The 23,999-nt window shown below is 69.6% G+C and carries 18 protein-coding genes and 1 other RNA gene; 15 read left to right on the top strand and 4 right to left on the bottom strand.

Annotated elements, in window-relative coordinates; translation table 11 throughout:
* The first annotated feature begins 1 nt into the window (after position 1).
* The 9 genes from AC1KAT_RS15030 to AC1KAT_RS14990 all read left to right on the top strand — a co-directional run bounded on the left by AC1KAT_RS15030 (position 2) and on the right by AC1KAT_RS14990 (position 14,577).
* Entirely contained in the window at positions 2-2,647 is a 2,646-nt protein-coding gene (locus AC1KAT_RS15030) for a PD-(D/E)XK nuclease family protein (RefSeq protein ID WP_480327344.1), read from the top strand.
* Positions 2,644-5,886 carry a UvrD-helicase domain-containing protein gene (locus AC1KAT_RS15025; protein WP_480327342.1) on the top strand — a complete coding sequence of 1,081 codons (3,243 nt, stop codon included), beginning with the start codon at positions 2,644-2,646 and terminating at the stop codon, positions 5,884-5,886. The genes AC1KAT_RS15030 and AC1KAT_RS15025 overlap by 4 nt, the downstream gene beginning before the upstream one ends.
* A 158-nt stretch (positions 5,887-6,044) precedes the next feature.
* Entirely contained in the window at positions 6,045-7,901 is a 1,857-nt protein-coding gene (locus AC1KAT_RS15020; protein WP_480327340.1) for an HDOD domain-containing protein, read from the top strand.
* Positions 7,902-7,920: 19 nt separating this feature from the next.
* The gene (locus AC1KAT_RS15015; protein ID WP_480327338.1) at positions 7,921-10,356 is read left to right on the top strand and encodes a protein kinase domain-containing protein; all 2,436 of its coding nucleotides are present in this window, start codon (positions 7,921-7,923) and stop codon (positions 10,354-10,356) included.
* A gap of 307 nt (positions 10,357-10,663) precedes the next feature.
* Positions 10,664-11,815 (top strand): ABC transporter substrate-binding protein, encoded by a 1,152-nt coding sequence (locus AC1KAT_RS15010; protein WP_480327336.1) that lies wholly within the window; start codon positions 10,664-10,666, stop codon positions 11,813-11,815.
* Between the two features lie 261 nt (positions 11,816-12,076).
* Positions 12,077-13,219 (top strand): ABC transporter substrate-binding protein, encoded by a 1,143-nt coding sequence (locus AC1KAT_RS15005; RefSeq protein ID WP_480327334.1) that lies wholly within the window; start codon positions 12,077-12,079, stop codon positions 13,217-13,219.
* Between the two features lie 223 nt (positions 13,220-13,442).
* Positions 13,443-13,787 carry a hypothetical protein gene (locus AC1KAT_RS15000; RefSeq protein WP_480327332.1) on the top strand — a complete coding sequence of 115 codons (345 nt, stop codon included), beginning with the start codon at positions 13,443-13,445 and terminating at the stop codon, positions 13,785-13,787.
* A 131-nt stretch (positions 13,788-13,918) separates the two neighbouring features.
* Positions 13,919-14,173 carry a hypothetical protein gene (locus AC1KAT_RS14995; RefSeq protein ID WP_480327330.1) on the top strand — a complete coding sequence of 85 codons (255 nt, stop codon included), beginning with the start codon at positions 13,919-13,921 and terminating at the stop codon, positions 14,171-14,173.
* Positions 14,170-14,577, top strand: a complete 408-nt coding sequence (locus AC1KAT_RS14990; RefSeq protein WP_480327328.1) for a DUF2177 family protein — start codon at positions 14,170-14,172, stop codon at positions 14,575-14,577. Before AC1KAT_RS14995 ends, AC1KAT_RS14990 begins: the two co-directional genes overlap by 4 nt.
* Before the next feature lie 41 nt (positions 14,578-14,618).
* Here the strand turns inward: AC1KAT_RS14990 and ffs are convergent.
* Together ffs and AC1KAT_RS14980 are read right to left on the bottom strand one after the other, a co-directional pair.
* Positions 14,619-14,716, bottom strand: an RNA gene (ffs, locus tag AC1KAT_RS14985) — signal recognition particle sRNA small type.
* A 56-nt stretch (positions 14,717-14,772) separates the two neighbouring features.
* Positions 14,773-15,903 carry an AIR synthase-related protein gene (locus tag AC1KAT_RS14980; protein ID WP_480327326.1) on the bottom strand — a complete coding sequence of 377 codons (1,131 nt, stop codon included), beginning with the start codon at positions 15,901-15,903 and terminating at the stop codon, positions 14,773-14,775.
* Between the two features lie 89 nt (positions 15,904-15,992).
* On the opposite strand from AC1KAT_RS14980, the gene dnaX reads away from it, so the two are divergent.
* The 3 genes from dnaX to recR all read left to right on the top strand — a co-directional run bounded on the left by dnaX (position 15,993) and on the right by recR (position 18,912).
* Complete coding sequence (gene dnaX / locus AC1KAT_RS14975; RefSeq protein WP_480327324.1) at positions 15,993-17,855, top strand: DNA polymerase III subunit gamma/tau; 1,863 nt, start codon at positions 15,993-15,995, stop codon at positions 17,853-17,855.
* Positions 17,856-17,880: 25 nt separating this feature from the next.
* Positions 17,881-18,207, top strand: coding sequence for a YbaB/EbfC family nucleoid-associated protein (locus AC1KAT_RS14970; RefSeq protein ID WP_480327322.1), 327 nt, complete (start codon positions 17,881-17,883; stop codon positions 18,205-18,207).
* Positions 18,208-18,321: 114 nt separating this feature from the next.
* A complete protein-coding gene (recR, locus tag AC1KAT_RS14965) occupies positions 18,322-18,912 on the top strand; it encodes a recombination mediator RecR (protein WP_480327320.1) in 591 nt (196 codons plus the stop codon).
* A 25-nt stretch (positions 18,913-18,937) separates the two neighbouring features.
* Here the strand turns inward: recR and AC1KAT_RS14960 are convergent, their stop codons facing one another.
* On the bottom strand, positions 18,938-20,605 hold the full coding sequence (locus tag AC1KAT_RS14960; protein ID WP_480327318.1) for a transglycosylase SLT domain-containing protein: 1,668 nt from the start codon (positions 20,603-20,605) through the stop codon (positions 18,938-18,940).
* Positions 20,602-21,381, bottom strand: a complete 780-nt coding sequence (gene gloB / locus AC1KAT_RS14955) for a hydroxyacylglutathione hydrolase (RefSeq protein WP_480327316.1) — start codon at positions 21,379-21,381, stop codon at positions 20,602-20,604. Before gloB ends, AC1KAT_RS14960 begins: the two co-directional genes overlap by 4 nt.
* On the opposite strand from gloB, the gene AC1KAT_RS14950 reads away from it, so the two are divergent.
* The 3 genes from AC1KAT_RS14950 to AC1KAT_RS14940 are packed head-to-tail and all read left to right on the top strand — an operon-like array spanning position 21,380 to position 23,969.
* The gene (locus tag AC1KAT_RS14950) at positions 21,380-22,228 is read left to right on the top strand and encodes a class I SAM-dependent methyltransferase (protein ID WP_480327314.1); all 849 of its coding nucleotides are present in this window, start codon (positions 21,380-21,382) and stop codon (positions 22,226-22,228) included. The two genes, gloB and AC1KAT_RS14950, sit on opposite strands and share 2 nt — an antisense overlap.
* 1 nt (position 22,229) lies before the next feature.
* Positions 22,230-22,703 (top strand): ribonuclease HI, encoded by a 474-nt coding sequence (rnhA, locus tag AC1KAT_RS14945; RefSeq protein WP_480327312.1) that lies wholly within the window; start codon positions 22,230-22,232, stop codon positions 22,701-22,703.
* Between the two features lie 60 nt (positions 22,704-22,763).
* On the top strand, positions 22,764-23,969 hold the full coding sequence (locus AC1KAT_RS14940; RefSeq protein WP_480327310.1) for an efflux RND transporter periplasmic adaptor subunit: 1,206 nt from the start codon (positions 22,764-22,766) through the stop codon (positions 23,967-23,969).
* Positions 23,970-23,999 lie beyond the last annotated feature (30 nt).

Raw genomic sequence — 23,999 nt, 5'->3', positions numbered from 1 at the left:
TATGGCTTCGATAGCCCAGATTTCCCTCGGCCCGCCTTTTGAATCGCCTGGTGCGCAAAGCCCCGATTGGCTGCGCTTGATGGCGTGCGCCGCCGACCATCTGGCTGCGCAAGGCGTGTCGGTGCGTGACGCTGTCGTGCTGGTGCCTCTGGTGCAACACCTCTCGCTGGCCCGTCGTGCGTGGATGCGCCTGGGCGGCTGGATGCCACGCATCGAAACACCGCAGACGCTCGCACAAGCCATCGCGCCTCGGCCGCGCGCAGACGAGGGACAGATCAGTTTCGACGTCGGCGTGGACCGCCTCGCCGCAGCCGCGTTGCTGCGCGCGCAAAGCTGGGCCCGCGACTGGTCACGCCTCGACCCACGGCGCTTCGACGAAGCGGTGGCTGCCGTTGTCACCACCACCCATGCGCTGGCACGCGCGTCTGCTGCCGTGCCACCGGACGCGCGCCCGGCACACTGGCAACACGCACGCAGCCTCGTGCCGCTCTTGGCAGGGCCGGGCGGCACCGAGCGTGCCTTGGCGCGTGTGGCCATCGAATGGGCTGCCGCCTCGCCCGTGCCAGCCACCGACGCGCTGTTTGCATGGCGGCCCTCGGCGTGGATCGCCGTTCGCCTGGGCGGCGCCGATGCACTCACCGAGGCCGTGCTGGCCGCCGCACCGCCCGGGGTGACATGCGCCAGCATCGACGCCGAGGTCGATGTGGACACCGCCATGGCGCAGGCCGCGAACGTGACCCTCGCAGCCTGCGATGGTTTCGAGCACGAAGCCCAATGCGCGGCCGCGCAGGTGCTCGACGACGTCGCCGCTGGCCGCGTGCCCGTGGCCCTGGTGGCCGAAGACCGGGTGCTCGTGCGCCGCGCGCGTGCGCTGCTCGAACGCCACGGCGTGCCCTTGCTCGATGAGACGGGCTGGAAGCTTTCCACCACACGCGCCGGGGCGCAGCTGATGGGTCTGCTTGGGGCGGTGCCTGCCCAGGCGCCGACCAACGCCTTGCTCGACTGGCTCAAGGCCACGCCGGCGGATTGGCCCGGCCTCGGTGACACCCGACGGCCCCGCGCCGAGATCGAAGCGCTGTGCCGGCGCAAGGCCTGGCGCCAACGCGCGGCGGTCGATGTGTCCGAGCTGAGCGAAGCCGCAGGCCGCGTCTGGACGCAGACCAGCGAAGCGCTCGCCGCCATGGCCACCACCCGCCGCCAGCCGCTGCGTGCATGGATGTCGGCGATGAAGCTCGCCCTCGAAACCACGGGCAGTTGGGCCGCCATGCTCGCGGACGAAGCCGGCCAGCAGGTGCTCGCCGCCTTGCACTGGACGGACGAAGCCTGGAACGCTGGCGCCGTCGCGCAAACGCCGATGACGCTGGACGAACTGGTGGCCTGGGTGGGCGCGGTGCTCGAAGAGGCCTCGTTCGTGCCGCCCGCGCCGCGCGAAGAGGCGCCGGTCGTCATCACGCCCTTGGCGCGCTTGCCGCTGCGGCCTTTCGCCTCGGTCGTCATGCCCGGGGCCGACGAGCGCCACCTTGGCGCACCCACCGCCATGCACCCCTTGTTGAGCGATGCCCAGGCCGTGGCGCTCGGCCTGCCCGGCATGCAGCAGCGGCACGACACCGAGGCCCTGCACTTCGCACACGCCCTCGGCGCGCCGCGCGTGAGCCTGTTTTACCGGCGGCTGGACGGCGGCGAGCCCCTCGCCGCCAGCCCGCTGATCGAGCGTCTGCGCCTGTGGCAGGGGCGGGCAGGGCGCACGCTCGCGGCGTGGCACGACCCGCGCCCGCGCCGCGTCGTGCCGCTGCTGCCGGCGCGCATGCCGGCGCCCTCGGCCGCCGCGCTGCTGCCCACGCAGATGTCGGCCAGCGCGTGCGAAGCGCTGCGGGCCTGTCCGTATCGCTTCTACGCCTTGCATGCGCTGGCGCTGCGTGAGCCGGACGAACTCGACGCCGAAGCCGCCAAGCGCGACTACGGCAACTGGCTGCATGCCGTGCTGCACGCTTTTCACACCACGCGCGAGGCGCCCGCCGCGGCCGAGGTCGAACTGAATCGCCTGCTCGCCATCGCCACCGAGCAGCAGGCGCTCGCCGGGCTCGACGACGCCGACTTCCTGCCCTTCGCGGCCAGCTTCCACCAGCTCGCAGGCCGCTACATCACGTGGTTACATGCGCGCGACGCTGACGGCGCGCGGTGGTGGCAAGGCGAAGAAGACCGCCGTGTGTCGCCGCCCGAGCTGCAGGGCCTCACGCTGCGCGGCCGCATCGACCGCGCCGACCAGGTCGCCCAAGGCAGTGCGCGCGGCGTCGAGCTGATCGACTACAAGACCGGCAACGCCGAGGCGCTGAAGCGCCAGGTCAAGCAGCCCTTCGAAGACACCCAGCTCGCGTTCTATGCGCTGTTGATGCGCGAGCAGACCGAGCTGCCGCTGTCGGCCAGCTACCTCGCGCTCGATGGCGGCAAGGGCATCGAGGCCATCGCCCACGCCGACGTCGAGGCCAGCGCCGAGGCCTTGCTGGCCGGGCTGGCCCACGACATGGCGCGCCTGCGGCAGGGCGCCGGCATGCCGGCCCTGGGCGAAGGCCGGGTGTGCGACTTCTGCGAAGCGCGCGGCCTGTGCCGCAAAGACCACTGGGCCACCGACGCGGATCCCTTGCCATGAGCCCCACGCCCGCCTACCAGGCCAACAAGGCGCCGGTGTCGCGCGAGCGCTTCTATGCGCTGGCCTGTGACCCGCAACGCAGCGTGGTCGTCGAGGCTTGCGCGGGCGCGGGCAAGACCTGGATGCTCGTCTCGCGCATCTTGCGGGCGCTGCTTGAAGGCGCGCAGCCGCAAGAGGTGCTGGCCATCACGTTCACCCGCAAGGCCGCCGGCGAGATGCGCGAGCGGCTCAACGACTGGCTGCGCGAGTTCGCTGCCCCGCATTGCACCGACGCCCAGCGCGCCAAAGAACTGGTGATGCGGGGCATGGACGCGACCCGTGCCCAGGCCCTGGCCCCGCAGCTCGCCACGCTGCACGAGCGCCTGCTCGGCACGGGCCGCGCGGTGCAGATCAGCACCTTCCACGCGTGGTTCTCGCAACTGCTGCGCGCCGCGCCCATCGAGTTGCTGGCCGAGCTGGGACTGCAGTCGGGCATGGCCTTGATCGAAGCGCTCGACGACCACCGCGGCGAGGTCTTCCGGCGCTTCCACGCCGCGCTGCTGCGCGATGCGCCCCGGGCCGACGACTACCGCGCGCTCATCCAGCGCCGGGGGCGTTCGCAGGTGCGCAAGTGGCTCGAAGCGGCGCTCGCCAAGCGAATCGAGCTGGAGCTGGCCGACGCCGCCGGCACGCTCGAAGACAGCGTGCCGCCGCCCAAGGGCGAGCCGGGCGCGTCGCCCTGTGCCGAGCTGCTGAGCGAGACCTGGTGCACCACGCTGCGCGAGTTGGCCATCGAACTCGCGCGCGGCGGCGTGAAGGCGCAAGACGCCGCCACCGGCCTCGTGATGGCGCTCGAAGCGGCCCAGGCCGAGGCGCGCTTCGACCACGCGTGGTCGGCGCTCTTCACCGCCACGGGCACGCCGCGCAAGCAGCTGGGCAAGGTGGCGGCGCTGGTCGAGGTGCAGACGCAGCTCGAAGCCATCTCTGAACGCGTGCGGCAGGCCGAGGCCCACGACGAGCACCTGCGCATGGTGCGCCTGGCGCGCGTGCTGCTGGCCGAGTTCGCCAACTACAAGCGCTCACGCGGCCTGGCCGACATGGCCGACCTCGAACGCTGCGCGCTGCACCTGCTGCGCGACGGCAGCCTGGCCGGCTGGGTGCAAGAGCGGCTCGACACGCGCATCCGCCACCTGCTGATCGACGAGTTTCAAGACACCAGCCCGCTGCAGTGGCATTCGCTGCATGCGTGGCTGTCGGCCTATGCCGGCGCGGGTGGCGGCTTGAGCGGCCAGCGCCCGCCGGGGCTCTTCATCGTCGGCGACCCCAAGCAGAGCATCTACCGCTTTCGGGGCGCCGAGCCACGGGTGTTCGAGGCCGCGCGCAGCTTCATCACCGAAGGGCTGGGCGGCGATGAACTCGCTTGCGACCACACCCGGCGCAACGCGCCTGAGGTGCTGGCGGCACTCAACCCCGTGTTCGAACAGGCCGTGCGACTGGGCGACTACCTGGCCTTTCGCACCCACACCACCGAGGTCGGGCCGGTCGATGGGGCCGGCGCCTTTGCCTTGCCGCCGGTGCTGCGCGAAGCGGCCGACAAAACCGGTGCCGAGCCCGCGCCCGCGTGGCGCGACACCCTCACCACCCCGCGCCACGAGCCCGAAGAGGTGCTGCGCCAGCGCGAGGCCGAACGCGTGGCGCATGCCATTCACGCGCTCATCGCCAAAGAGGGCATGCGCCCGGGCGACATCTTCGTGCTGTGCCGCAGCCGCGCGCCGCTGCGCCTGGCCGCGCAGGCCTTGCAGGCGCTGCACGTGCCCTTTGCGGCGTCTGAAGAGTTCGCGCTGATGGACCGCATCGAGGCGCGCGACCTCGTCGCCGTGCTCGACGCCTTGGCCTCACCGCAGCACGACCTGTCGCTCGCGCAGGCCTTGCGCTGCCCGCTGTTCGGTGCGGGCGACGAGGCCCTGATGGCGCTGGCCCGCCACGCGAAAGCCGGCGGCGGCTGGTGGGCGGCGCTCACCACGCAGGCCCACGACGACCACCCCGAGCTGCAACGTGCCGCCCGCCTGCTGCCCGCCTGGCGCGAGGCGGCCGATGCGCTGCCGCCGCACGACCTGCTCGACCGCATCGTCAGCGAGGGCGACTACCGCGCGCGCGTCGCCGCCACCGTGCCGCCCGAGCAACGCCTGGCCGCGCTCAACGCCATCGACGCGCTGCTGGCCCAGGCGCTGATGCTCGATGGCGCCCGCTACGCCACGCCCTACAACTTCGTGCGTGCGCTCAAGCGCCGTGCGATCACGGTGGCCGCGCCCACCCAGCCCGACGCCGTGCAGCTGCTCACCGTGCACGGCGCCAAGGGGCTCGAAGCCCGGGTCGTGTTCGTGATGGACGCCGAGCCCCAGCCCGCCAACGCCGACAGCGCCACGCTGCTGATCGACTGGCCGGTGACCGACGACGCGCCCCGGCGCTGTGCGTTCATCTATTCAGAGTCGCGCTGCCCGCCCGCGCTGGCCGACGCCATGGCGAGCGAAAAGACCGCCCGCGAGCGCGAAGAGCTCAACGGCCTGTACGTGGCCATGTCGCGCGCCCGCGAGCGGCTGGTGTTCAGCCGCACCCAGCCCACCCGCACGGCGGGGCGCAGCTGGTGGTCGCGCGTCGAGCCGGTCGCCACGCCGTGGGAACCGCTGGACGACACCCAGGCGCCCCACGACGGCCCGCCCCCCGTGGCCGAGATCGCCGTGCTGCCGCCCTGGCAGCACCCGGTGCGCGAGGCGCCGCCGGTGGGCGCGGCCGATGCGGGCGACGCCGCCTCGCGCCTGGGCGAGGCCGTGCACCGCGTGCTCGAGTGGGCCAGCGGTTCACCCGGCGCGGCCGACGTGGACCTCCTCGCGCTGGCCGCCGCCGCTGCGCGGGACTTCGCCGCCCCGGTGGCCGAGGTCACCCGCATCGCCGACAGCATCTGGCGCAGCCCCGAATGCCGGCGCTTTTTCACCGGGCCACAACTGCGCTGGGCCGGCAACGAGGTGCCGGTGGCCGATGGCGCCGAGCTGCTGCGCATCGACCGCCTGGTCGCGCTCGACGAAGACGGCCGCCGCGTCTGGTGGGTGCTCGACTACAAGATCGCGCTCAACCCGGGCGCCGAGGCGGCGTACCACGCCCAATTGGGGCGCTACCGCGAGGTGATCCAGCGCCTGCAGCCTGGTGAGGCCGTGCGCTGTGCGCTGATCAGCGGGGCAGGGCGCTTGATCGAAGTCACTTGACGCACCGCGCAGGGCACGTGAAAGCGAAGCGCCGCGTGAAATAAGCGGCATTTGGGGGGCTGATCCCGCTATTGCGGCGCAGCGGGCGGTCGTCCAATAGGGTGACGCTGCATCCCCTCGCAACCCGACGCACTTCGACGCACCTCGACGGCCCGCCCATGCTCGCCCAGGAAACGCCCGCCACCCCCAAGGCCGCTGCCCCCACGCGGTCGTTCGGCCGTTTCGAACTGCGCCGCCTGCTCGGCAAGAGCGATCGCAGCATGTGCTGGCTGGTGCACGACCCGCGCGCCGGCCAAGAACTGATGCTCACGCTGCCCCGCGTGCAGCCGGCCGACGCCGCCGAACTCGAAGCCTGGATCAATGAAGCCAAGCTCGGCGCCCGGCTCAACCACCCGAACCTCGCGCACGTCGTCGAAGTCGGCGTGCAAGACAACTGGCCCTTCGTCTCGGTGGACCGCGCCCTCGGCGTGACCCTCGCCGAGCACCTGGCCACCCATCGTGGGCAGGGCCCAGGCATCGTCGTGGGCTGGATGGTCCAGGCGCTGCAAGGCCTGGCCTTCGCCCACGAAGCCAACGTGGCGCACGGCGATCTGCAACTGCACCACCTCATCGTCAGCGAACAGGGCGTGGTGCGCGTGATGGGCCTGGCCATTGCCCGTGAGCCTGTCAAATCGAACGGCCCGGTCTCGAACGACCGCGCCATGCCGATGGACCCGGGCGCCCTGCGCGCCGCCCGCAACGCGGCCGAGCGCGACGTGCTCACCGCTGGCCTGCTGCTGCACCACCTGCTGGCGGGCGCCCCGGCGCTCGACGAACCCGACACTTCGCGCGCGATCGACCGCCTGCCGCCGGTGGGCCGCGAGATCGTGCGCCTGCCCTGGAGCACGCCGCAGCCCATTCCCGAGGCGCTGCGTGCGATCGCCAACCGAGGCACCGACCGCCAGGAGCGCCAGCGCTACCACAGCGCCCGCACGCTGCTGCGCGCGCTCACCGGCTGGCAAGAGGCCGAGGCCAGCGACAACGGCGGCGCGCTCGCCTTGATGCTCGACCGGCTGCACACCGTCGGCCACCTGCCGGCCAGCCCCGGCGTGGGGGCGCGTGTGGGGCGTCTGGCGATGAGCGATTCGCAGCGCACCGACGAGATCGCCGAACAGATCCTTGAAGACATGGCGCTCAGCTTCGAGCTGCTGCGCAACGTCAATTCGGCCCAGGTGCAGACCACGCAGATGGCTGGCAGCGGTCCGGTGCTGACCATCCGCCGTGCCGTGGCGCTGGTGGGCCTGAAAGGCGTGCGCAACGCGGCCGCTGCGCTGCGTGCCTGGCCCGGGCCTTTGAACGACGCGCAAGCCGCCAACCTCAAGAAACTGATGGACCGCGTGCGCCTGGCCGGCCACCTGGCGCAACTGCTGCGACCGGCGGGCTACGACGCCGAGGTCATCTACCTGATCGCCGCCATGCAGAACCTCGGCCGCCTGATGGTGCAGTACCACTTCCCGGACGAAGCCGAGCAAATCAACCAATTGATGCAGTCGCTGCCGCCCGAAGAGCCCGGCGAGCCCGAACAACCGGGCATGACCGAAGAGGCGGCCTCGTACGCGGTGCTGGGCATCGACATCGAGGCCATGGGCGCGGCCGTGGCCCGCCACTGGGGCCTGAACGACGAGGTGCTGCACATGATCCGGCGCATGCCGGTGGGCACGGCCGTGCGCCATGCCGACAGCGATGTCGATGCGCTGCGCGTGGCGGCCAGTGCCGCCAACGAAGCGGTCGACGTCGTCTCGCGCACGCCCCCCACGCGGGTGGCGGCCGCGTTGACCCACGTGGCCGCGCGCTACGCCCGCTCGCTTGAAATCACGGCGAAAGACCTGGGCGACGCTTTGCAGGGCGCTCGTCAACTGGCCCAGGGTCATTCACCGGCAGCCGCCTTGCGCGAGCCGCAAAAGAATGCCTCGCACGCAACGTCGGCCGAGCCCCGCAGCGGCTTTGCGGCGCTGATGGCATCGCGCCACCACTGAGTTTTCAAGGCTCTTTCCTATGCCCAGCGCAGCCGTCGCCAGCGAAACGCAGACCACCCTCGGCCGTTTCGAGCTGCGACGCATGCTCGGCCGCGGCGCGCAATCGACGGTGTGGCTGGGCTACGACCCGCGCCTCGAACGCGAGGTGGCCGTCAAGATCATGAAGCCGCAGGCCGATTCGGCCTCGGTCGCGCAGTGGCTGCAAGAAGCGCGCAGCGTGAGCCGCCTCACGCACCCGAACATCGTGCCGGTCTTCGAGGCCGACATGCTCGACGGCAAGCCCTGCCTCGTCTTCGAATACGTGCCCGGGCGCACGCTCTCGGAACACCTGCGCGCACGCGGCGCCTTGCCCGCACGCGAGGCGGTCGAGCTGATGCTGGGGGTGCTGGACGCCCTGGCCGCCGCGCACGAGGCTGGCGTCATCCACCGTGACCTGAAGCCGTCGAATGTGCTGGTCGATGGCGCGGGCCGCGCCCGGGTGATGGACTTCGGCATCGCCGCGCGCGTGAAAGACGCCGCCAACCACGCCGAGGTCGTCGGCACGCCGGGCTACATGTCGCCCGAGGCCACGCACGGTCTCGCGCCCACGCCGGCGATGGACATCTTCTCGGCCGGCCTCGTGCTGGCCGAAGCCCTCAGCGGCCAAGCGCTCATTCACGAAAAAGACCCATACCGCGCCATGTACCGCGCGGCCCACGAAGACCTGCAGCTGCCCGCCGACCTGGCCACCGAGGTGGACGACGCCTTGCGCGCCATCGTGCTGCGCTGTCTGTCGCGCGATGCGTCGAAGCGCCACCCCGATGCCGCGGCGCTGCGCGCCGAACTGATCGCGTGGATGTCGCCGGCCGGCGGTGCCGCCGCATCGGGCGGCGGCAGCGGCACGCTCGAATTCCTGCTGCGGCGCATGCGCCACAAGAGCGACTTTCCGGCGCTGTCGGACTCGGTCGCGCGCATCCAGAAGGTCGCCAACTCCGAGAACGAGAGCCTGGCCAGCCTGTCGGGCGAAATCCTGAAAGACGTGGCGCTCACCAACAAGCTGCTGCGCCTGGTCAACACGGCCAACTACTCGCACGCCGGGGGCGGGGCGATCAGCACGGTGTCGCGCGCGGTGGCGCTCATCGGCTTTGCCGGCATCCGCAACATGGCGCTCAGCCTTGTGCTGCTGGAGCACATGCACGACAAGGCGCACGCGAACATCCTGAAAGAAGAGTTCGTGCGCTCGTTGATGGCGGGCTCGCTGGCCAGCGAGCTGTGCCCATCGCCGCGCGAGGGCGAAGAAGCTTTCATCGGCGCGATGTTCCAGAACCTCGGGCGCCTGCTGACGGAGTTCTACTTTCCCGAAGAAGCGCGCGCCATTCGCAACCTCGTCAAGCCCGCCGGGCCCCGCACGCCAGCGGCTGCGCCGCCCGATGAAACGGCGGCGTCGATCACCGTGCTGGGCCTGAGCTTCGAAGAACTGGGCCTGGGCGTGGCCAAGGCCTGGGGCCTGCCCGAAGGGCTGCAGCGCTGCATGCGCAAGCCGGTGGGCGAGCCACCGGCCCGTGCCAGCGACAAGGCCGACCGCCTGCGCTGGGTGACGTTGGCGGCCAATGAAGTGACCGATGCGCTCTTGCGCGCCGATCCCGGAAAAACCAGTGCCGCTGTCGCCGAGGTGGCCGAGCGCTTTGCCAAGGTGCTGGGCGTGACGCCGCGCGAAGTGCAGGCCGCCGCCATCGGCGCCCAGCAGCGCCTGGCCAATCTGGCACAGGCCATGAACCTGCAGGTGCAGCCCGGCTCGCGCCTGCGTCGCCTGCTCGAACGCCCGGGCAACGGCACGGCGCAAGAGGCCGTCATCGACACGCTGTCGCCGCACGAACTGCAGGCCACGCTGCCGGCGTCGGCCCAGGCGATGCCGGTGGGGACAGCGCGCCCCGCCGCGCACGACCCGCAAGCCGCGGCGGCCATGCTCGCCGCAGGCATCCAGGACATCACCAACACGATGGTCGAGGACTTCAAGCTCAACGAGGTGTTGCGCATGATCCTCGAGACCATGCTGCGCGCACTGGGCTTCAGGCGCGTGATCTTCTGCCTGCGTGACCCCAAGACCGAAGCGCTCACCGGCCGCTTCGGCCTGGGTGAGGGGGCCGAGGCCCTGGCGCCGAAGATCCGCGTGCCGCTGAAGCCCGCACCCGGCACCGCGCCCGACCTCTTTGCAGCCGTGTGCATCAAAGGGGCCGACACGCTGATCTCCGACGCCACGGCGGCCACCATCGCGCCGCGGCTGCCCGCCTGGTACAAGCAATCGGTCAACGCACCGGCTTTTCTGCTGCTGCCGCTGCTGATGAAGGGCGCGCCCTTTGCTCTCATCTACGCCGACAAGGCCGAGCCCGGCGGCATCGAGCTGGGCGAGAAAGAACTGTCGCTCGTGCGCACCCTGCGCAACCAGGCCGTGATGGCCTTCCGTCAGTCCACCTGATCGTTCTCGACGACCCCATGCACGGCCCGGCCGCCGTGCGAAATGCATCGCGCAGGGCCCCACGGTGAGCGGCGCGAAATGCCCGTGCATCGATGGCGTCCGAGGGGGCTTTGCATCGTGTGCAGCGCTGGGCACGAATGTGCGCACTTGTGCCGTGATTGGCGTCACGCAAAGCGCACGTATCGAAGATCCCTGGGGTCTCACCCTGTTGTAAGCGCTTGTGCGGGGGCGCAGCATCCGCCCCATCGATGACGAGAACGCAGCAAGTGCTTGCGAACGTCGTCAAAAATGAACACGGAGCGCACCCATGACCGACTTTCGCCTGACCCGACGCGACGCGCTGCAAACGGCGGCGGCCGCGGGTGCCGCCCTCTCGCTGCCTGCGTCGTTCGCTCAAGAGTCGGGCGAGATCAAGATCGGCCAGAGCACCCACCTGAGCGGGCCGCTGGCGCCCTCGTTCGTGCCGGTGCTCAAGGGCCAGGCCCTGGCCTTCGACGAGCTCAACCGCAAGGGCGGCATCGGTGGCCGGCCGGTCAAGCTTGTGCTGCTCGACGACGCCTACGACCCCAAGAAATGCGTCGAGAACACCGCCAAGCTCATCGACGATGAAAAGGTGGTCGGCCTCTTCGGCTACGCGAGCACCGCCAACGTCGCGGCCGTGCTGCCCATGCTGGCCGAGAAGAAGGTGCCGCTGATCGGTGCCTACGGCGGCTCGCCGCTGCTGCGGGCTCGCCACCACCCGTACTTCTTCACCAACCTCGCCAGCTACAAGGACGAGGTGGTGCAGATGATCCGCAACCTCGTGGCCACGCAAAAGACATCCATCGGCCTCATCTACCAGAACCACCCGTTTGGCCAGCAGATGCTGCCGGTGGTGGAAGAAGTCGCCAAGGAGTTCGGCGCCACCGTGGTGGCCAAGCACTCGCTCGAAGTCAATGGCTCGGACGCGATGGCCGCCGTGCAGGCTGTCGGGCAGGGCAAGCCGCAGGCGGTGCTGTTGATGGCCTTCGGGCCCTCGACGGTGGCGGCGATCAAGGCGATCCGCACCTACATCGGCGTGCCGATCTATGCCGTCTCCATCGCCAACGCCAAGCAATTGGTCGCCGCCCTGGGCGAAGACGGGCGCGGCATGGCCTACACGCAGGTCATTCCGTACCCCTGGCGCCAGACCACCGCGCTCACGCGCGATTTCGGCGCGGTCATGGGCAAGCAAGACATCCCGATCGACTACGACCATTTCATCGGCTACCTCAACGCTCGCGTGCTGATCGAAGGGCTCAAGCGTGCGGCCGGCAAGGGCAAGAAGGGGCTCACGCCCGCAGCGCTCACGGCAGGCATGGAGTCGATCGGCAAGTTCGACCTTGGCGGCTACCCGCTGAACTTCGGGCCCACGCGGCACCACGGGTCGAATTTCGTCGAGATCACCATCGTCGGCCCGAACGGCCGCTACATGCGCTGAGGCGCAAACCGTCAAAGTCAAGAGATCAAGAGAGAGTGGAGTGGAGACAAGCCGCGACCTCGCACCTGCCCAGCGCCATCGTCACGCCCGTGACACGGTGGGCGGGTGCGTCGTTCACGAGCAACAACAAAGCCGATCCAAGCGAACCCTCATGGTCATGCACCAAGGCGTCGCAATAATCAAAGGCTGGTCTTATCCCGGTACCGAGGGCTTGAACCCAAGGCATTCCGGCTCGTTGTCGTCGCTTCGAAGGAAATAACCATGAGCTACAAACCGACCCGCAGACAAGCAATCCAGACCGTTGCGGCCGCCTCCGGCGCAGCGCTTGGCTTGCCGGCCTTCTCGCAAGACTCCAAGGAAATCAAGATCGGCCAGAGCACCCACCTCTCGGGACCGCTGGCAGCTTCTTTCACGCCCGTCATCAAGGGCCAGCAAATGGCCATCGACGAGATCAACCGCAAGGGTGGCGTGGCCGGCCGCCAGATCAAGCTGATCACCCTCGACGACGCTTACGACCCCAAGAAGTGCGTTGAGAACACCAACAAGCTCATCGACGACGAAAAGGTCACCGGCCTGTTCGGCTACGCGAGCACTGCCAACGTCGCGGCCGTGCTGCCGCTGCTGGCAGAAAAGAAGGTGCCGCTGATCGGTGCCTACGGGGGCTCGCCCTCGCTGCGCGTGCGCCAGCACCCGTACTTCTTCACCAACTTCGCCAGCTACAAGGACGAGGTCGTGCAGATCGTGCGCAACCTCGTGGCCACCCAGAAGACGCAACTCGGCGTCATCTACCAGAACCACGCTTTCGGCCAGCTGATGCAGCCGGTGGTGGAAGAGGTGGCCAAAGAGTTCGGCGCCACCATCGTCGGCAAGCACCAGCTCGAAGTGAATGGCTCCGACGCCGTGCCTGCTGCACAGGCGGTGGGTGCCTCCAAGCCGCAAGCGATGTTGCTGGTGGCCTTCGGTCCCTCGACCGTGGCAGCCATCAAGGCGATCCGCAACTACATCGGCGTGCCGGTGTACGCACTGTCCATCGCCAACGCCAAGGCCCTGGTCGCTGCGCTGGGCGACGACGGTCGCGGCATGGCTTACACGCAGATCATTCCCTACCCGTGGCGCCAGACGACGGCCCTCACGCGCGACTTCAACGCCGCCGCGTTCAAAGAGAAGGTGCCCGTCGACTACGACCACTTCTTCGGCTACGTCAACACGCGCGTGCTGATCGAAGGCCTGAAGCGCGCGGCCGGCAAAGGCGGCGTGACGCCGGCCTCGCTGACCTCGGGCATGGAAGCCATCGGCAAGTTCGACATGGGCGGCTTCCCGCTCAACTTCGGCCCGACGCGCCACCACGGCTCCAACTTCGTCGAGATCACCATCGTCGGCCCGGGCGGCCGCTACATGCGCTGAGCGACCGTTGACCGGCGTGGCCTCAGGCCGCGCCTTCGCCACACACCGATGCCCGGAGGTCCGCCTCCGGGCATTTTTGTTTGCACGGCCCACAGTTGGCTGGCCCACGGTGTCGGCCACGTCCTACGGCCGTGCGCGCCCCGCGCCGCTTCGTGCGGTCGAAGGCCTCGCCTACGGTTGAACAACCGGGAGCACACGGCTCCCGAGCGCAACCGGAGAGACCATGAGCACATCCATCGGAAACCCGCCGCAAGCCCGCGACGCCTACGACCGCCGCAAGGGCGCCAGCGAAGAGGCAGAGAAAGACTTCGCCGAAGCCGCCCACATCGACGGCACGGCAGACGCCAACAAGCAAAGCACTACCCGCAGCACCGAGGGCCAAACGCCGCGCCCGCGCCTGCCGCATGAGCACGACGAGTCGTCGGACAGCCATCGCGAGGAGCCGCGGCCGATCATCGAACGCGCACATGCCGACCTCGAAGCCGGCCGTGTGGACACCGACCGTGGCACGCCCATGAACGAGGCCTACAAGAAGCAGCAATCGACCACCGGCCCCAAGTACCGCTGAGGCCTGCATGCGGCCGTGGCCGACGCATCGCGTGGGAGATTTCTCACAGGTGAATCGGCTTCCGGCCGCTGGGTGCGACGGGCCTTCGTTCCTAGCATCCCGTTCATCAGAAGAACGAAGGAATGCAACGAATGAACCGCAAGCACCAAGCCGAGTACCTGGTCCTGCTCGGCCCCGAAACCGCACCCCGCGCACTGCTCTTCAACGGCGAGCACCGCTACCTGGCCGAGATGATCGACGCCGATGGCCTGATGATGGATGACCTTCTTCGCGCCAGCAGCAAGCTTGGCGAACCGCCCCGCGGCCTGGCCCTCGACAAGGTGCTGCCGGCCGCCGAACTGCGGCGCGGCGTGCGCTGCTTCGCGCTCGGCGCTGCCGTGCAATGAGCACCACCCCGGCGTTGGCCGCGTACGCGGCTGCCGCGCTCAGCTTCGCGGCGCTTGATGCGATCTGGCTCAAGCTCATCGCCGCGTCGTGGTACCGCGCCGGCATGGGCCACCTGATGGCCGAGAACTTCAATGTGACGGCCGCGGGGCTCTTCTACGGGCTCTTTCCCGCAGCGCTCGTGTTCTTCGCGGTGCAGCCCGCGGCAGAGTCGGGGGTCTGGCGAGCAGTGGCGCTGGGTGCGCTGCTGGGTCTCACGGCCTATGCAACCTACGACCTCACCAACCTCGCCACGCTGAAAGACTGGCCCATCGGCCTGTCAATGATGGACATGGCCTGGGGCAGCTTCGCCAGCGCGGTCGCGGCACTGGCCGGCCACATGGCCTGGAATGCGCTGTCACGCTGACCGCGACGAAACGCCGCTGCGTTTCGGATGTGTAGGGGAGGGTTGACGAGCCTTACCCTCGGCACTGGTCACAACAGTTAGGGCTGCTTCGTTCCCGACCTGACCCGGTTGGCCGTGCTTCCATGCGAGGAGGCCCGTCAGCGACGCATTCTAGGCGAGCCCCCGAAGCACTCTGACTTCAAGGGCTGCTTTGCATCAACGCAGTTGCAGCGAGTCGTCACCGAATTCGATGTTCAAGGGCTCGATCAGCAGGCGTTTCGGGCCTGCTTCGATCTGCCCGGCCACCCAGGCCTGGATGCCTTGCGCCTGCGCGACCTGTACCGTGCGTGCGGCGTCTTCGGACTTCACGAAGATGGCGAAACCGGCGCCCATGTTGAGCGTGCTGTACGCCTCTTGGTCGTCTTGCTTGGCGTGCTGCTGGATGAACTTCAGCACCGGCGTGACGGGCGGCACGGTGTGGATGCGGTAGGTGTGCGCCGCCGGGTGGCGCAGCAGCTTGCGCCAGCCGTGGCCGGTGATGTTGGCGCAGTAGTGCGGCGTGATGCCGGCTTTGTAGAGCGCTTCGGTCACGGGCGAATACAGCACCGTCGGGGCGAGCAGGGCGTCGCCGTAGGTGGTGCCGTCGGGCAGCGGGGTGAGGTAGCCGTCGGGGAGGCGTTCGACCAGCTTGCGCGCAAGGCTCAGGCCGTTGGCGTGGATGCCGCTCGACGCGAGCAACACGATGGCATCGCCGACGCCGAGCTTGTCGCCGACCGACAGGCGCTCTTTCGGGTTGATGAGGCCGGTGCAGCTGGCGGCGAGGTCGATGCGGCCTTCGGCCACGATGCCGGCCAGCGCCGGGGTTTCACCGCCGCCCCAGGCGACCTGGCAGGTGTCGCAGGCCCGCTTCCAGCCTTCGACCAGGGCCTGCGCGCGTTGCGCATCGCCGAACCAGTCGGACCCACCGGCGGCCCAGTAGGCTTGCACGACGAGCGGCGTGGCGCCCACGGTGATGAGGTCGTTGATCGCCATCGCGATGGTGTCTTGCGCGATGCCGGCGTAGTAGCTCTTGCCGGTCAACGCCTTCATCTCGTCGGCGACCAGGGCCTTCGAGCCGAGGCATTCGACGATGCTGGCGATGTAGAACGGGCCCACGTCCACCACATAGGCCGATTCGCCGCGCGAGGCCTCGACCTCTTGGAACCCGTGCGACGCGAGGTGCGCGCCGGTGGCCTTGGCGGCGCGTTGGGCGGCCACTTTCAGCGGGTCGATGAGGTCGTAGTTGACGCCGGCCTGTTCGTAGCTGAGCGTGTCTTGCGCGGTGGGGTTCGGGGGCGTGGCGGTCATCGTGGGTCGGGCCAGGAGGGGCTGCAGAGCGAGGGCGCGATTATCCGGCACCGCGTCGGTGGCGCGGGCCGCCCGCCTAGAATCGCCGGATGTCCTACCTCGTGCTGGCCCGCAAGTACCGATCGCGCGACTTCGAGGCCCTGGTGGGCCAAGAGCATGTCGTGCAAGCGCTGAGCAACGCGCTCACGCAGCAACGCCTGCACCATGCGTACCTCTTCACCGGCACGCGCGGCGTGGGCAAGACCTCGGTCTCGCGCATCCTCGCCAAGGCACTCAATTGCACCGGGGCCGACGGGCAGGGCGGCATCACCGCCAAACCCTGTGGCGTGTGCGACGCCTGCCGCGACATCGACTCGGGCCGTTTCGTCGATTACGTCGAGTTGGACGCAGCCTCGAACCGCGGCGTCGAAGAGATCTCGCAACTGCTCGACCAGGCCGTCTACAAGCCGGTGGTGGGCCGCTTCAAGGTCTACATGATCGACGAAGTGCACATGCTCTCGAACACCGCCTTCAACGCGATGTTGAAGACGCTGGAAGAGCCCCCCGAATACCTGAAATTCGTGCTGGCCACGACCGACCCGCAGAAGGTGCCGCCGACGGTGCTGTCGCGCTGCCTGCAGTTCAACCTGCGGCCGATGGCGCCGCAGACCGTGCAGACGCACCTGGCGGCCGTGCTCGCGGCCGAGCAGATCGAGGCCGAGCCCGGCGCGCTGCGCCTCTTGGCGCGCGCGGCACGCGGCTCGATGCGCGATGCGCTGTCGCTCACCGACCAGGCCATTGCCTTCGGCGCTGGCGTGCTGGGCGAAGCGGGCGTGCGCCAGATGCTGGGTGCGGTGGACCGCAGCCATGCCGTGCGCCTCATCGAGGCGCTGGCCGCGTCGAACGGCGCCGAGGTCGTGGCCACGGTGGACGGCCTGCGTGCGCTGGGCCTGTCGGCCACCGGCACGCTCGACGAACTGGCGACGCTGCTGCAGCAGATGGCCGTGGTGCAGGTCGTGCCCGACGCGCTGGACGCCGACGACCCCGACGCGCCCGCCGTGAGCCGCCTGGCCGGGGCGTTGGCGCCTGACGAAACCCAACTGCTCTACAGCATCGTGCTGCATGGCCGCGCCGAGCTGGGCCTGGCGCCCGACGAATACAGCGGACTCGTGATGGTGTTGCTGCGCATGCTGGCCTTCCGGCCGGGTGCGGCGGGGGCGTCGGCGGGGGGCCCCAGCCCGGCGGCCCGTGATGCGGCCCCGGCGACACGCCCCGTCGCATCGCCCGCGGCACGCGAACCGGCACGACCGGCGGCCGTGGCGCCTGCGCCGGCCGTGCGGGTGCCGGTGCGCCCACCGGTCGCGCCCGCGGCCCCATCGCAGGCCTCGTCACCGGCACCTGCTGCCGCACCGGTCCGTCCTGCGCCGTCTGCGTCGAGCAGCGAGCCGCCGCCCTGGCTCGACATTCCGCCCGACGACGACCTGTCGGCACCGGTGACGATGGAGGCCCGCGAACCCTCACCGCCGCCCTTCGTGCCCACGCCCGCGCCGGTGCTGCCGAATTTCGAGCCCACGCCTCTGGGCGACCGCTGGAACGAAGTCGTCACCGGCATGGTGACGGCCGGCAGCATCAGCGCCATGGTGCGCGAGCTGGCGATGCAGTCGCAGTGCGTGGCCCTCGATGAAGCCGCCTCGCCGCCGGTCTGGACGCTGCACGTCGAACGCGAAACCCTGCGCGGGCCGACGCAATGCGACAAGCTGCAGGCCGCCTTGGCCGACCTGCTGCAGCACCCGGTGCGCTTGGTGGTGGAGTCGGGCCCCGCGACCGACACCCCCGCGCAGCGCGCCATGGCCGAGCGCAACCGGCGCCAGGCCGAGGCTGAACAGATCATCCACAACGACCCGCTCGTGCAGAGCCTGATGCAGCAGTTCAAGACGGCGCGCATCGTGCCCGGGTCGGTCAAGCCCCATTGAATCAGGCATCGAAAGGAAGCCCACCATGATGAAGAACCAACTCGCCGGTCTGATGAAGCAGGCCCAGGCGATGCAAGACAACCTGAAGAAGGCCCAGGACGAACTGGCGACGGTCGAGGTCGAAGGCCAGTCGGGTGCCGGCCTCGTGAAGGTCACGATGACCTGCAAGCACGACGTCAAGCGCGTGGCCATCGACCCCAGCCTGCTGGCCGACGACAAGGACATGCTCGAAGACCTGGTGGCTGCCGCCTTCAACGACGCGGTGCGCCGTGCCGAAGCCGTGTCGCAAGAAAAGATGGGCAAGCTGACCGCCGGCATGCCGCTGCCGCCCGGAATGAAGTTCCCGTTCTGAGCATGCTGACGCCCCGGCTTGCGGCTGCGCCGCTTCTCCAGCCCCCGAGGGGGCTCGCACGCCTTGGGGCGGCGCGGTGGCGGGCGGGCGGTTCGCCGGGGTCGCAGCGCTGACATGGCCGAGCAGCAAGCGCTCGACGCGCTGATCGAAGCCTTGCGGCGCCTGCCCGGTGTGGGGCAGAAGTCGGCGCAGCGCATGGCCTTTCACCTGCTGCAGCACGACCGCGAAGGGGCCGGGCAGATCGCCTCGGCCTTGCAGGGTGCCGTGGGCCGCATCCGCCACTGCGACCGCTGCCACACCTTCACCGAAGCGCCTGTGTGCAGCACCTGCCTCGACCCGGCGCGTGATGCGCGCCTGCTGTGCGTGGTCGAGACCCCGGCCGACCAGGCCGCGCTCGAACGCACCGGCAGCTACCGCGGCCTGTACTTCGTGCTGATGGGCAAGCTGAGCCCGCTCGATGGCGTTGGCGCCAAGGACATCGGCCTGGCCGAGTTGATGCGCCGTGCTGCCGAAGAGGGCGTCGAAGAGGTCATCGTCGCGACCAACTTCACCGCCGAGGGCGAAGCCACGGCCCACGCGATCGGCGAGGCGCTCAAGGCGCGCGGCATCCGCGTGACGCGGCTGGCGCGCGGCGTGCCGATCGGCAGCGAACTCGAATACGTGGACCTGGGCACCATCGCCCACGCCCTGAGCGACCGGCGCTGAGCGGCCCCGGCCGGGCGCGGTGGCCTCAGCGCTTCTTGCGCGTGGGCTTGACGCTGCGCTTGGGCGCGGTCTTTGCGGCGCCCTTGGCGCTGGATTTCACCGCCGCCTGCTTGCGTCCGGGCTTCGCACTGGCCGCGACGACCTTCTTGCCCGGAGCCGACGCGCGCACGGCCGCGGCCTTGCCGCTTGCCTTGTTGGGCACGAACACGATCACGCGCTCGCCCGGCTTGAAGATGTAGCGCGTGGTGGTGCGGTTCCAGTCGGCCACCTGGGCAGCGCTCACGCGGTAGCGCTTGGCGATCGAGGCCACGGTGTCGCGCTTGCCGGCGCGCAGCGCCACGCGGCGCAGCGGCGGCGCATCGGGGGCCAGCAGCATGGCCGCGTTGTCGGCCACGTGCAGCGACACGTCTTTCAGCACGTGCTGGCTGCGCGGCACGAGCAGCGTCGAGCCCGACTTCACCAGCATGCGCGCGGGGATCTTGTTGATCTCGCGCAGGTGGTCTTCGCTCATGCCGACCTCTTGCGCGGCGGCCTTCGGCGGCATCGTGCGTGGCACGACCCAGGCCGTCCAGCTGGCGAGCGGGCCGCGGTGCTCTTGCACGTTGCGCACGAACTGGCTCGCGTTGTCGTAGGGCAGCAGCACCTGCGGCGTGCCGGCGGCCAGGATGACCGGCTTGTTCATCTGCGGGTTCAGGCGCATGAACTCTTCGTTCGTCACGCCGGCCAGCTTGACCGCGAGCGCCACGTCGATGTCGCGCTCGATGGGCACGCTCAGGAAGTACGGGTGGTTTTCGAGCGGCGGCAGCTTCAGGCTGAACGCGTCAGGCCGCGCGACGATGTTCTTCACCGCCTGCAGCTTGGGCACGTAGTACTGCGTTTCGGCCGGCATGCGCAGGCTCAGGTAGTCGGTCGGCAGGCCCGCGCGGCGGTTCTTCGCAATGGCGCGCTGCACGCTGCCTTCGCCCCAGTTGTAGGCGGCCAGCGCCAGGTGCCAGTCGCCGAACATGCCGTGCAGCTTCTGCAGGTAGTCGAGCGCGGCGCGGGTCGATTCGAGCACGCTGCGGCGGTCGTCGCGGAAGACGTTCTGCCGCAGGTCGAAATATTTGCCGGTGGCGGGCATGAACTGCCACATGCCCGAGGCCTTGGCCGACGACACGGCCTGCGGGTTGAACGCGCTTTCGATGAAGGGCAGCAGGGCCAGTTCGGTGGGCATGCCGCGGCGCTCGACTTCGTCGACGATGTGAAAGAGGTAGCGGCTGCCACGCTCGGTCATGCGCTGCACGTAGTCGGGCCGGCTTGCGTACCACTGCTCGCGGTTGCGCACGAGGTCGGTGTCGAGGTCGGGCATGGCAAAGCCCTGGCGCACCCGCTGCCACAGGTCGGCCATCTTCGTCGGCGCGTCGAGGTTGACGGGCTCTTCGGGCCGCAGCGGGTCCACGGGGGCCGACACGGCCGGCGCGTCGGCCACGGCCTGTGACACCGGTTGCGACGCGGCGTTGGCGGGCACGACCACCGCGGCGGCCTTGGGGGCCGAGGCCGCTGGTGCGGGCAGGGCCGGTGCGGCGGCGAAGGCCGCGTCTTCAGAGGCAGCGCTGGGCTGCTGGGGGGAGGTGAGCGAAGCGCAGGCGCCGAGCCACAGGCTCAGCGGGGCCAGCACGGCGACGAGCCGGCGGCGAACGGGGGTGAAGGTCATCGGAACGTGTTCTTCCATTCGCGCAGCGCGGTGAAAACCTCGACCGGCTCGCGGGTGTGGGCGCCATGCGAAAGGGCGGCCTGGGCCACCGCGGCTTCGTCGCAGCGCAAGAAGGGGTTGATGCGTCGCTCCAGCGCAAGGGTGCTGGGCAGCGTGGGCTGGCCGCGTTTGCGCAGGGCTTGGCAGTGGGTCATGTGGTCGGCAAGGTCGGTGTTGCCGGGCTCGACGGCCAGGCCGAAGCGCAGGTTCGACAGCGTGTACTCGTGGGTGCAGCACACGCGTGTGTCGCCAGGCAGCGCGTTCAGTCGTGACAGTGAATCGTGCATCTGCGCCGGCGTGCCTTCGAAGAGCCGGCCGCAGCCGCCTGAGAACAAGGTGTCGCCACAAAAAAGCAGCGGGGTTTCGCCCGCCGGTTGGGTGAGGTAGGCGATGTGCCCGGCGGTGTGGCCCGGCACGTCGATGACCTCGAAGCGCAGGCCAAGCAGTTCGACCGCATCACCGTCACCCAGCGGCACGAAAGGCAGGGGGATGCGTTCGCGTGCCGGCCCGAAGACTTGGCCCCGCGTGGCGTGCAAGCGGGACCGCAAGGCCTCGATGCCGCCCACGTGGTCGCCATGGTGGTGCGTCACTAGAATGCCCGCCAGGGTCAGCGAGTGGGCATCGAGTGCCTGTTCAACGGGCGCCGACTCCCCCGGATCGACGACGAGTGCCTGCCGGCCATCGTGAAGCATCCAGATGTAGTTGTCGGTGAAGGCAGGCAGCGCTAGCAGGTTCATGGATCAATCGGGCGGAATTATAGGTTTGGCACCCTGGCTGAAGACCCCGCCGGGCCAGTACCTGCTCGCTTGGGAACAGGCCCAGCTCGATCAGCGCGTGGCCGACATCTTCGGCTTTCATGCTTTGCAGCTCGGCCTGCCTGAACTCGACTCGTTGCGGGCCAACCGCATGCCGCATCGCTGGGTCGCCGGAGGGCCGGTGGAGTGTGCCGGCAACGGCGAGGTTCCGCCGATGGCCGCCTTGGGCGATGGTGCGGCGGGTGGTGAGGGTACCGCCGCGGCCGTCGTGCTGCGCTGCGACTTCGACGCCTTGCCCTTCGACAGCCAGAGCCTCGACCTCGTCGTGCTGCCGCATTCGCTCGAACTTGCCCGCGATCCGCACCTCACGCTGCGCGAGGTCGAACGCGTGCTGCGGCCCGAAGGCCGCGCGGTGATCATCGGCTTCAACCCTGGCAGCCTCTGGGGTTTGCGTCAGCGCCTGGGTCGCATGGCGCAGGCGCTCGGGCGGCGCACGCCACTTTTTCTTCCTGAAACGAACGGCTTCATCGGCTACTGGCGCTTGCGCGACTGGCTGCGCCTCTTGAGCTTCGAGGTCGAGGCCGGGCGCTTCGGTTGCTATGGCTTGCCCTTGCGCTCGCCGCGCGGGCTGTCGCGCTTTGCCTGGATGGAGTCGGCCGGCGAACGCTGGTGGCCGGTGTTCGGTGCGGTCTACCTCGTGGTGGCGGTCAAGCGCGTGCGCGGCATGCGCCTCGTGGGCCTGGTGCGGTCGCAGCGGCAGGCGGCCAAAGGGGCGGCCGCCGTGGTCAGCCACCGCAGCGGCCACAACCACACTTCTTCCACAAATTGACATGAGCATCGAGACCACTGAACGCCCCGCCATCCGCCGCCCGCACGTGGTGATCTACACCGACGGCGCGTGCAAGGGCAACCCCGGCCGTGGCGGCTGGGGGGCCTGGCTGCAAATGGGGGAACACGAGAAGGAACTGTTCGGCGGCGAACCGCTCACCACCAACAACCGAATGGAGCTGACGGCGGTGATCGAAGCGCTGGCGGTGCTGAAACGCAGCTGCGAGGTGACGATCTACACCGACAGTGAATACGTTCGCAAGGGCATCACCGAGTGGATCCACGGCTGGAAGACACGCGGCTGGAAGACCGCCGACAAGAAGCCCGTGAAGAACGCCGAGTTGTGGCAGCGGCTCGACGCCCTGCGCAACCTGCACACGGTGGACTGGCGGTGGGTGAAGGGCCATGCGGGCGATCCGGGCAATGAACGCGCGGACGCTCTGGCGAACCGCGGCGTGGGTGCCGCGAGCGCCTGAGCGCCGCACACAGGTGAGGCAAGCGCGGCCGCAAACGCCGCGCGCAACAGAGGTCGAGACTTGAAAAAGCTTCACACGCTGGTGGCGGTGATCGGCATTGCCTTGGCGGGTGGTGCGGCCTGGTGGTACCAGCACAAGGGGGCGGGCACCTCGCCGGCGTCGGTCGAAGGTGCGGCACCGGTCGGGTCGGCCTCGGCCGCGGTGCGCCCGGGCGGGGCCGGTGGGCCGGTGCCGGTCGAAGTGGGCCGCGTCGAGGCCATGAACATCGAAGACGACGCGCAGGCCGTGGGCTCGTTGCGTTCGCGCCAGGGCGTGATGCTGCGGCCCGAGGTCAGCGGGCGCATCAAGACGCTGGGCTTTCGTGACGGACAACGCGTGCGCCGTGGCCAGGTGCTGGTGCAACTCGACGACACCCTGCAGGCCGCGCAGCTCAAGCAGGCGCTGGCGCAGGCGAGCATTGCGCGCACCAACCTGCAACGCAACCGCGAGCTGCAGGCGCAGAACTTCGTGAGCCCGGCCGCCGTGGACCAGACCGCCGCCGCACTCGAAGTGGCCGAGGCCCAGGTCGCGCTGGCCAGGGTGCAGGCCGAACGCATGCGCATCGTCGCGCCCTTCGACGGGGTGGCGGGCATTCGCAACGTCAATGTGGGCGACTACGTGAAAGACGGCGCCGACCTCGTCAACATCGAAGACAACGGCGCGATGTGGGTGGACTTTCGTCTGGCCGAACGCTACGTCGCGCGCCTGTCGCCGGGCCAACTCGTCGAGGTGAGCCTCGACGCGATGCCGGGCAAGGCCTTCAAGGGCCAGGTGGACGCCATCGACGCGCTGCTCGACGCCAACGGCCGTTCGCTGCTGGTGCGCGCGCGAGTGCCCAACACCAGCGGCGAGTTGCGCTCGGGCATGTTCGCGCGGGCACGGGTGGTGTTCGAGGTGCGCAAGAACGCCCTCGTCGTGCCCGAAGAGGCGCTGGTGCCGCAGGGCGGCAAGCAGTACCTGATCAAACTGGTCGAGGGGCCGAAGGGCGGGAAGGTGTCGCAGCGGCTCGAAGCGCGCATCGGCATGCGCCTGCCGGGCAAGGTCGAGATTCTTGAAGGCCTGGTCGCGGGCGACCTCGTCGTGCGCGCCGGCCAGTCGCGTCTGATGAAACCCGAGCCGGTGCCGGTGCGCGTGGTGGACATCGAGCGCCCGGCGGCCAAGCCCGGGGCGAAACCCGATGGCAAGGGCGCCCCCGCCAAGCCCGCCAGCGGTCCCGCCGCGGGCTGATCGCGTCGCGCCGAACGAAAGGACCGCCCC

This window comes from Piscinibacter sp. PDB5-1, from assembly GCF_056676035.1.
The sequence above is the reverse complement of the archived record's forward strand: the minus strand, read 5'-3'. Positions and strand labels throughout refer to the sequence as shown.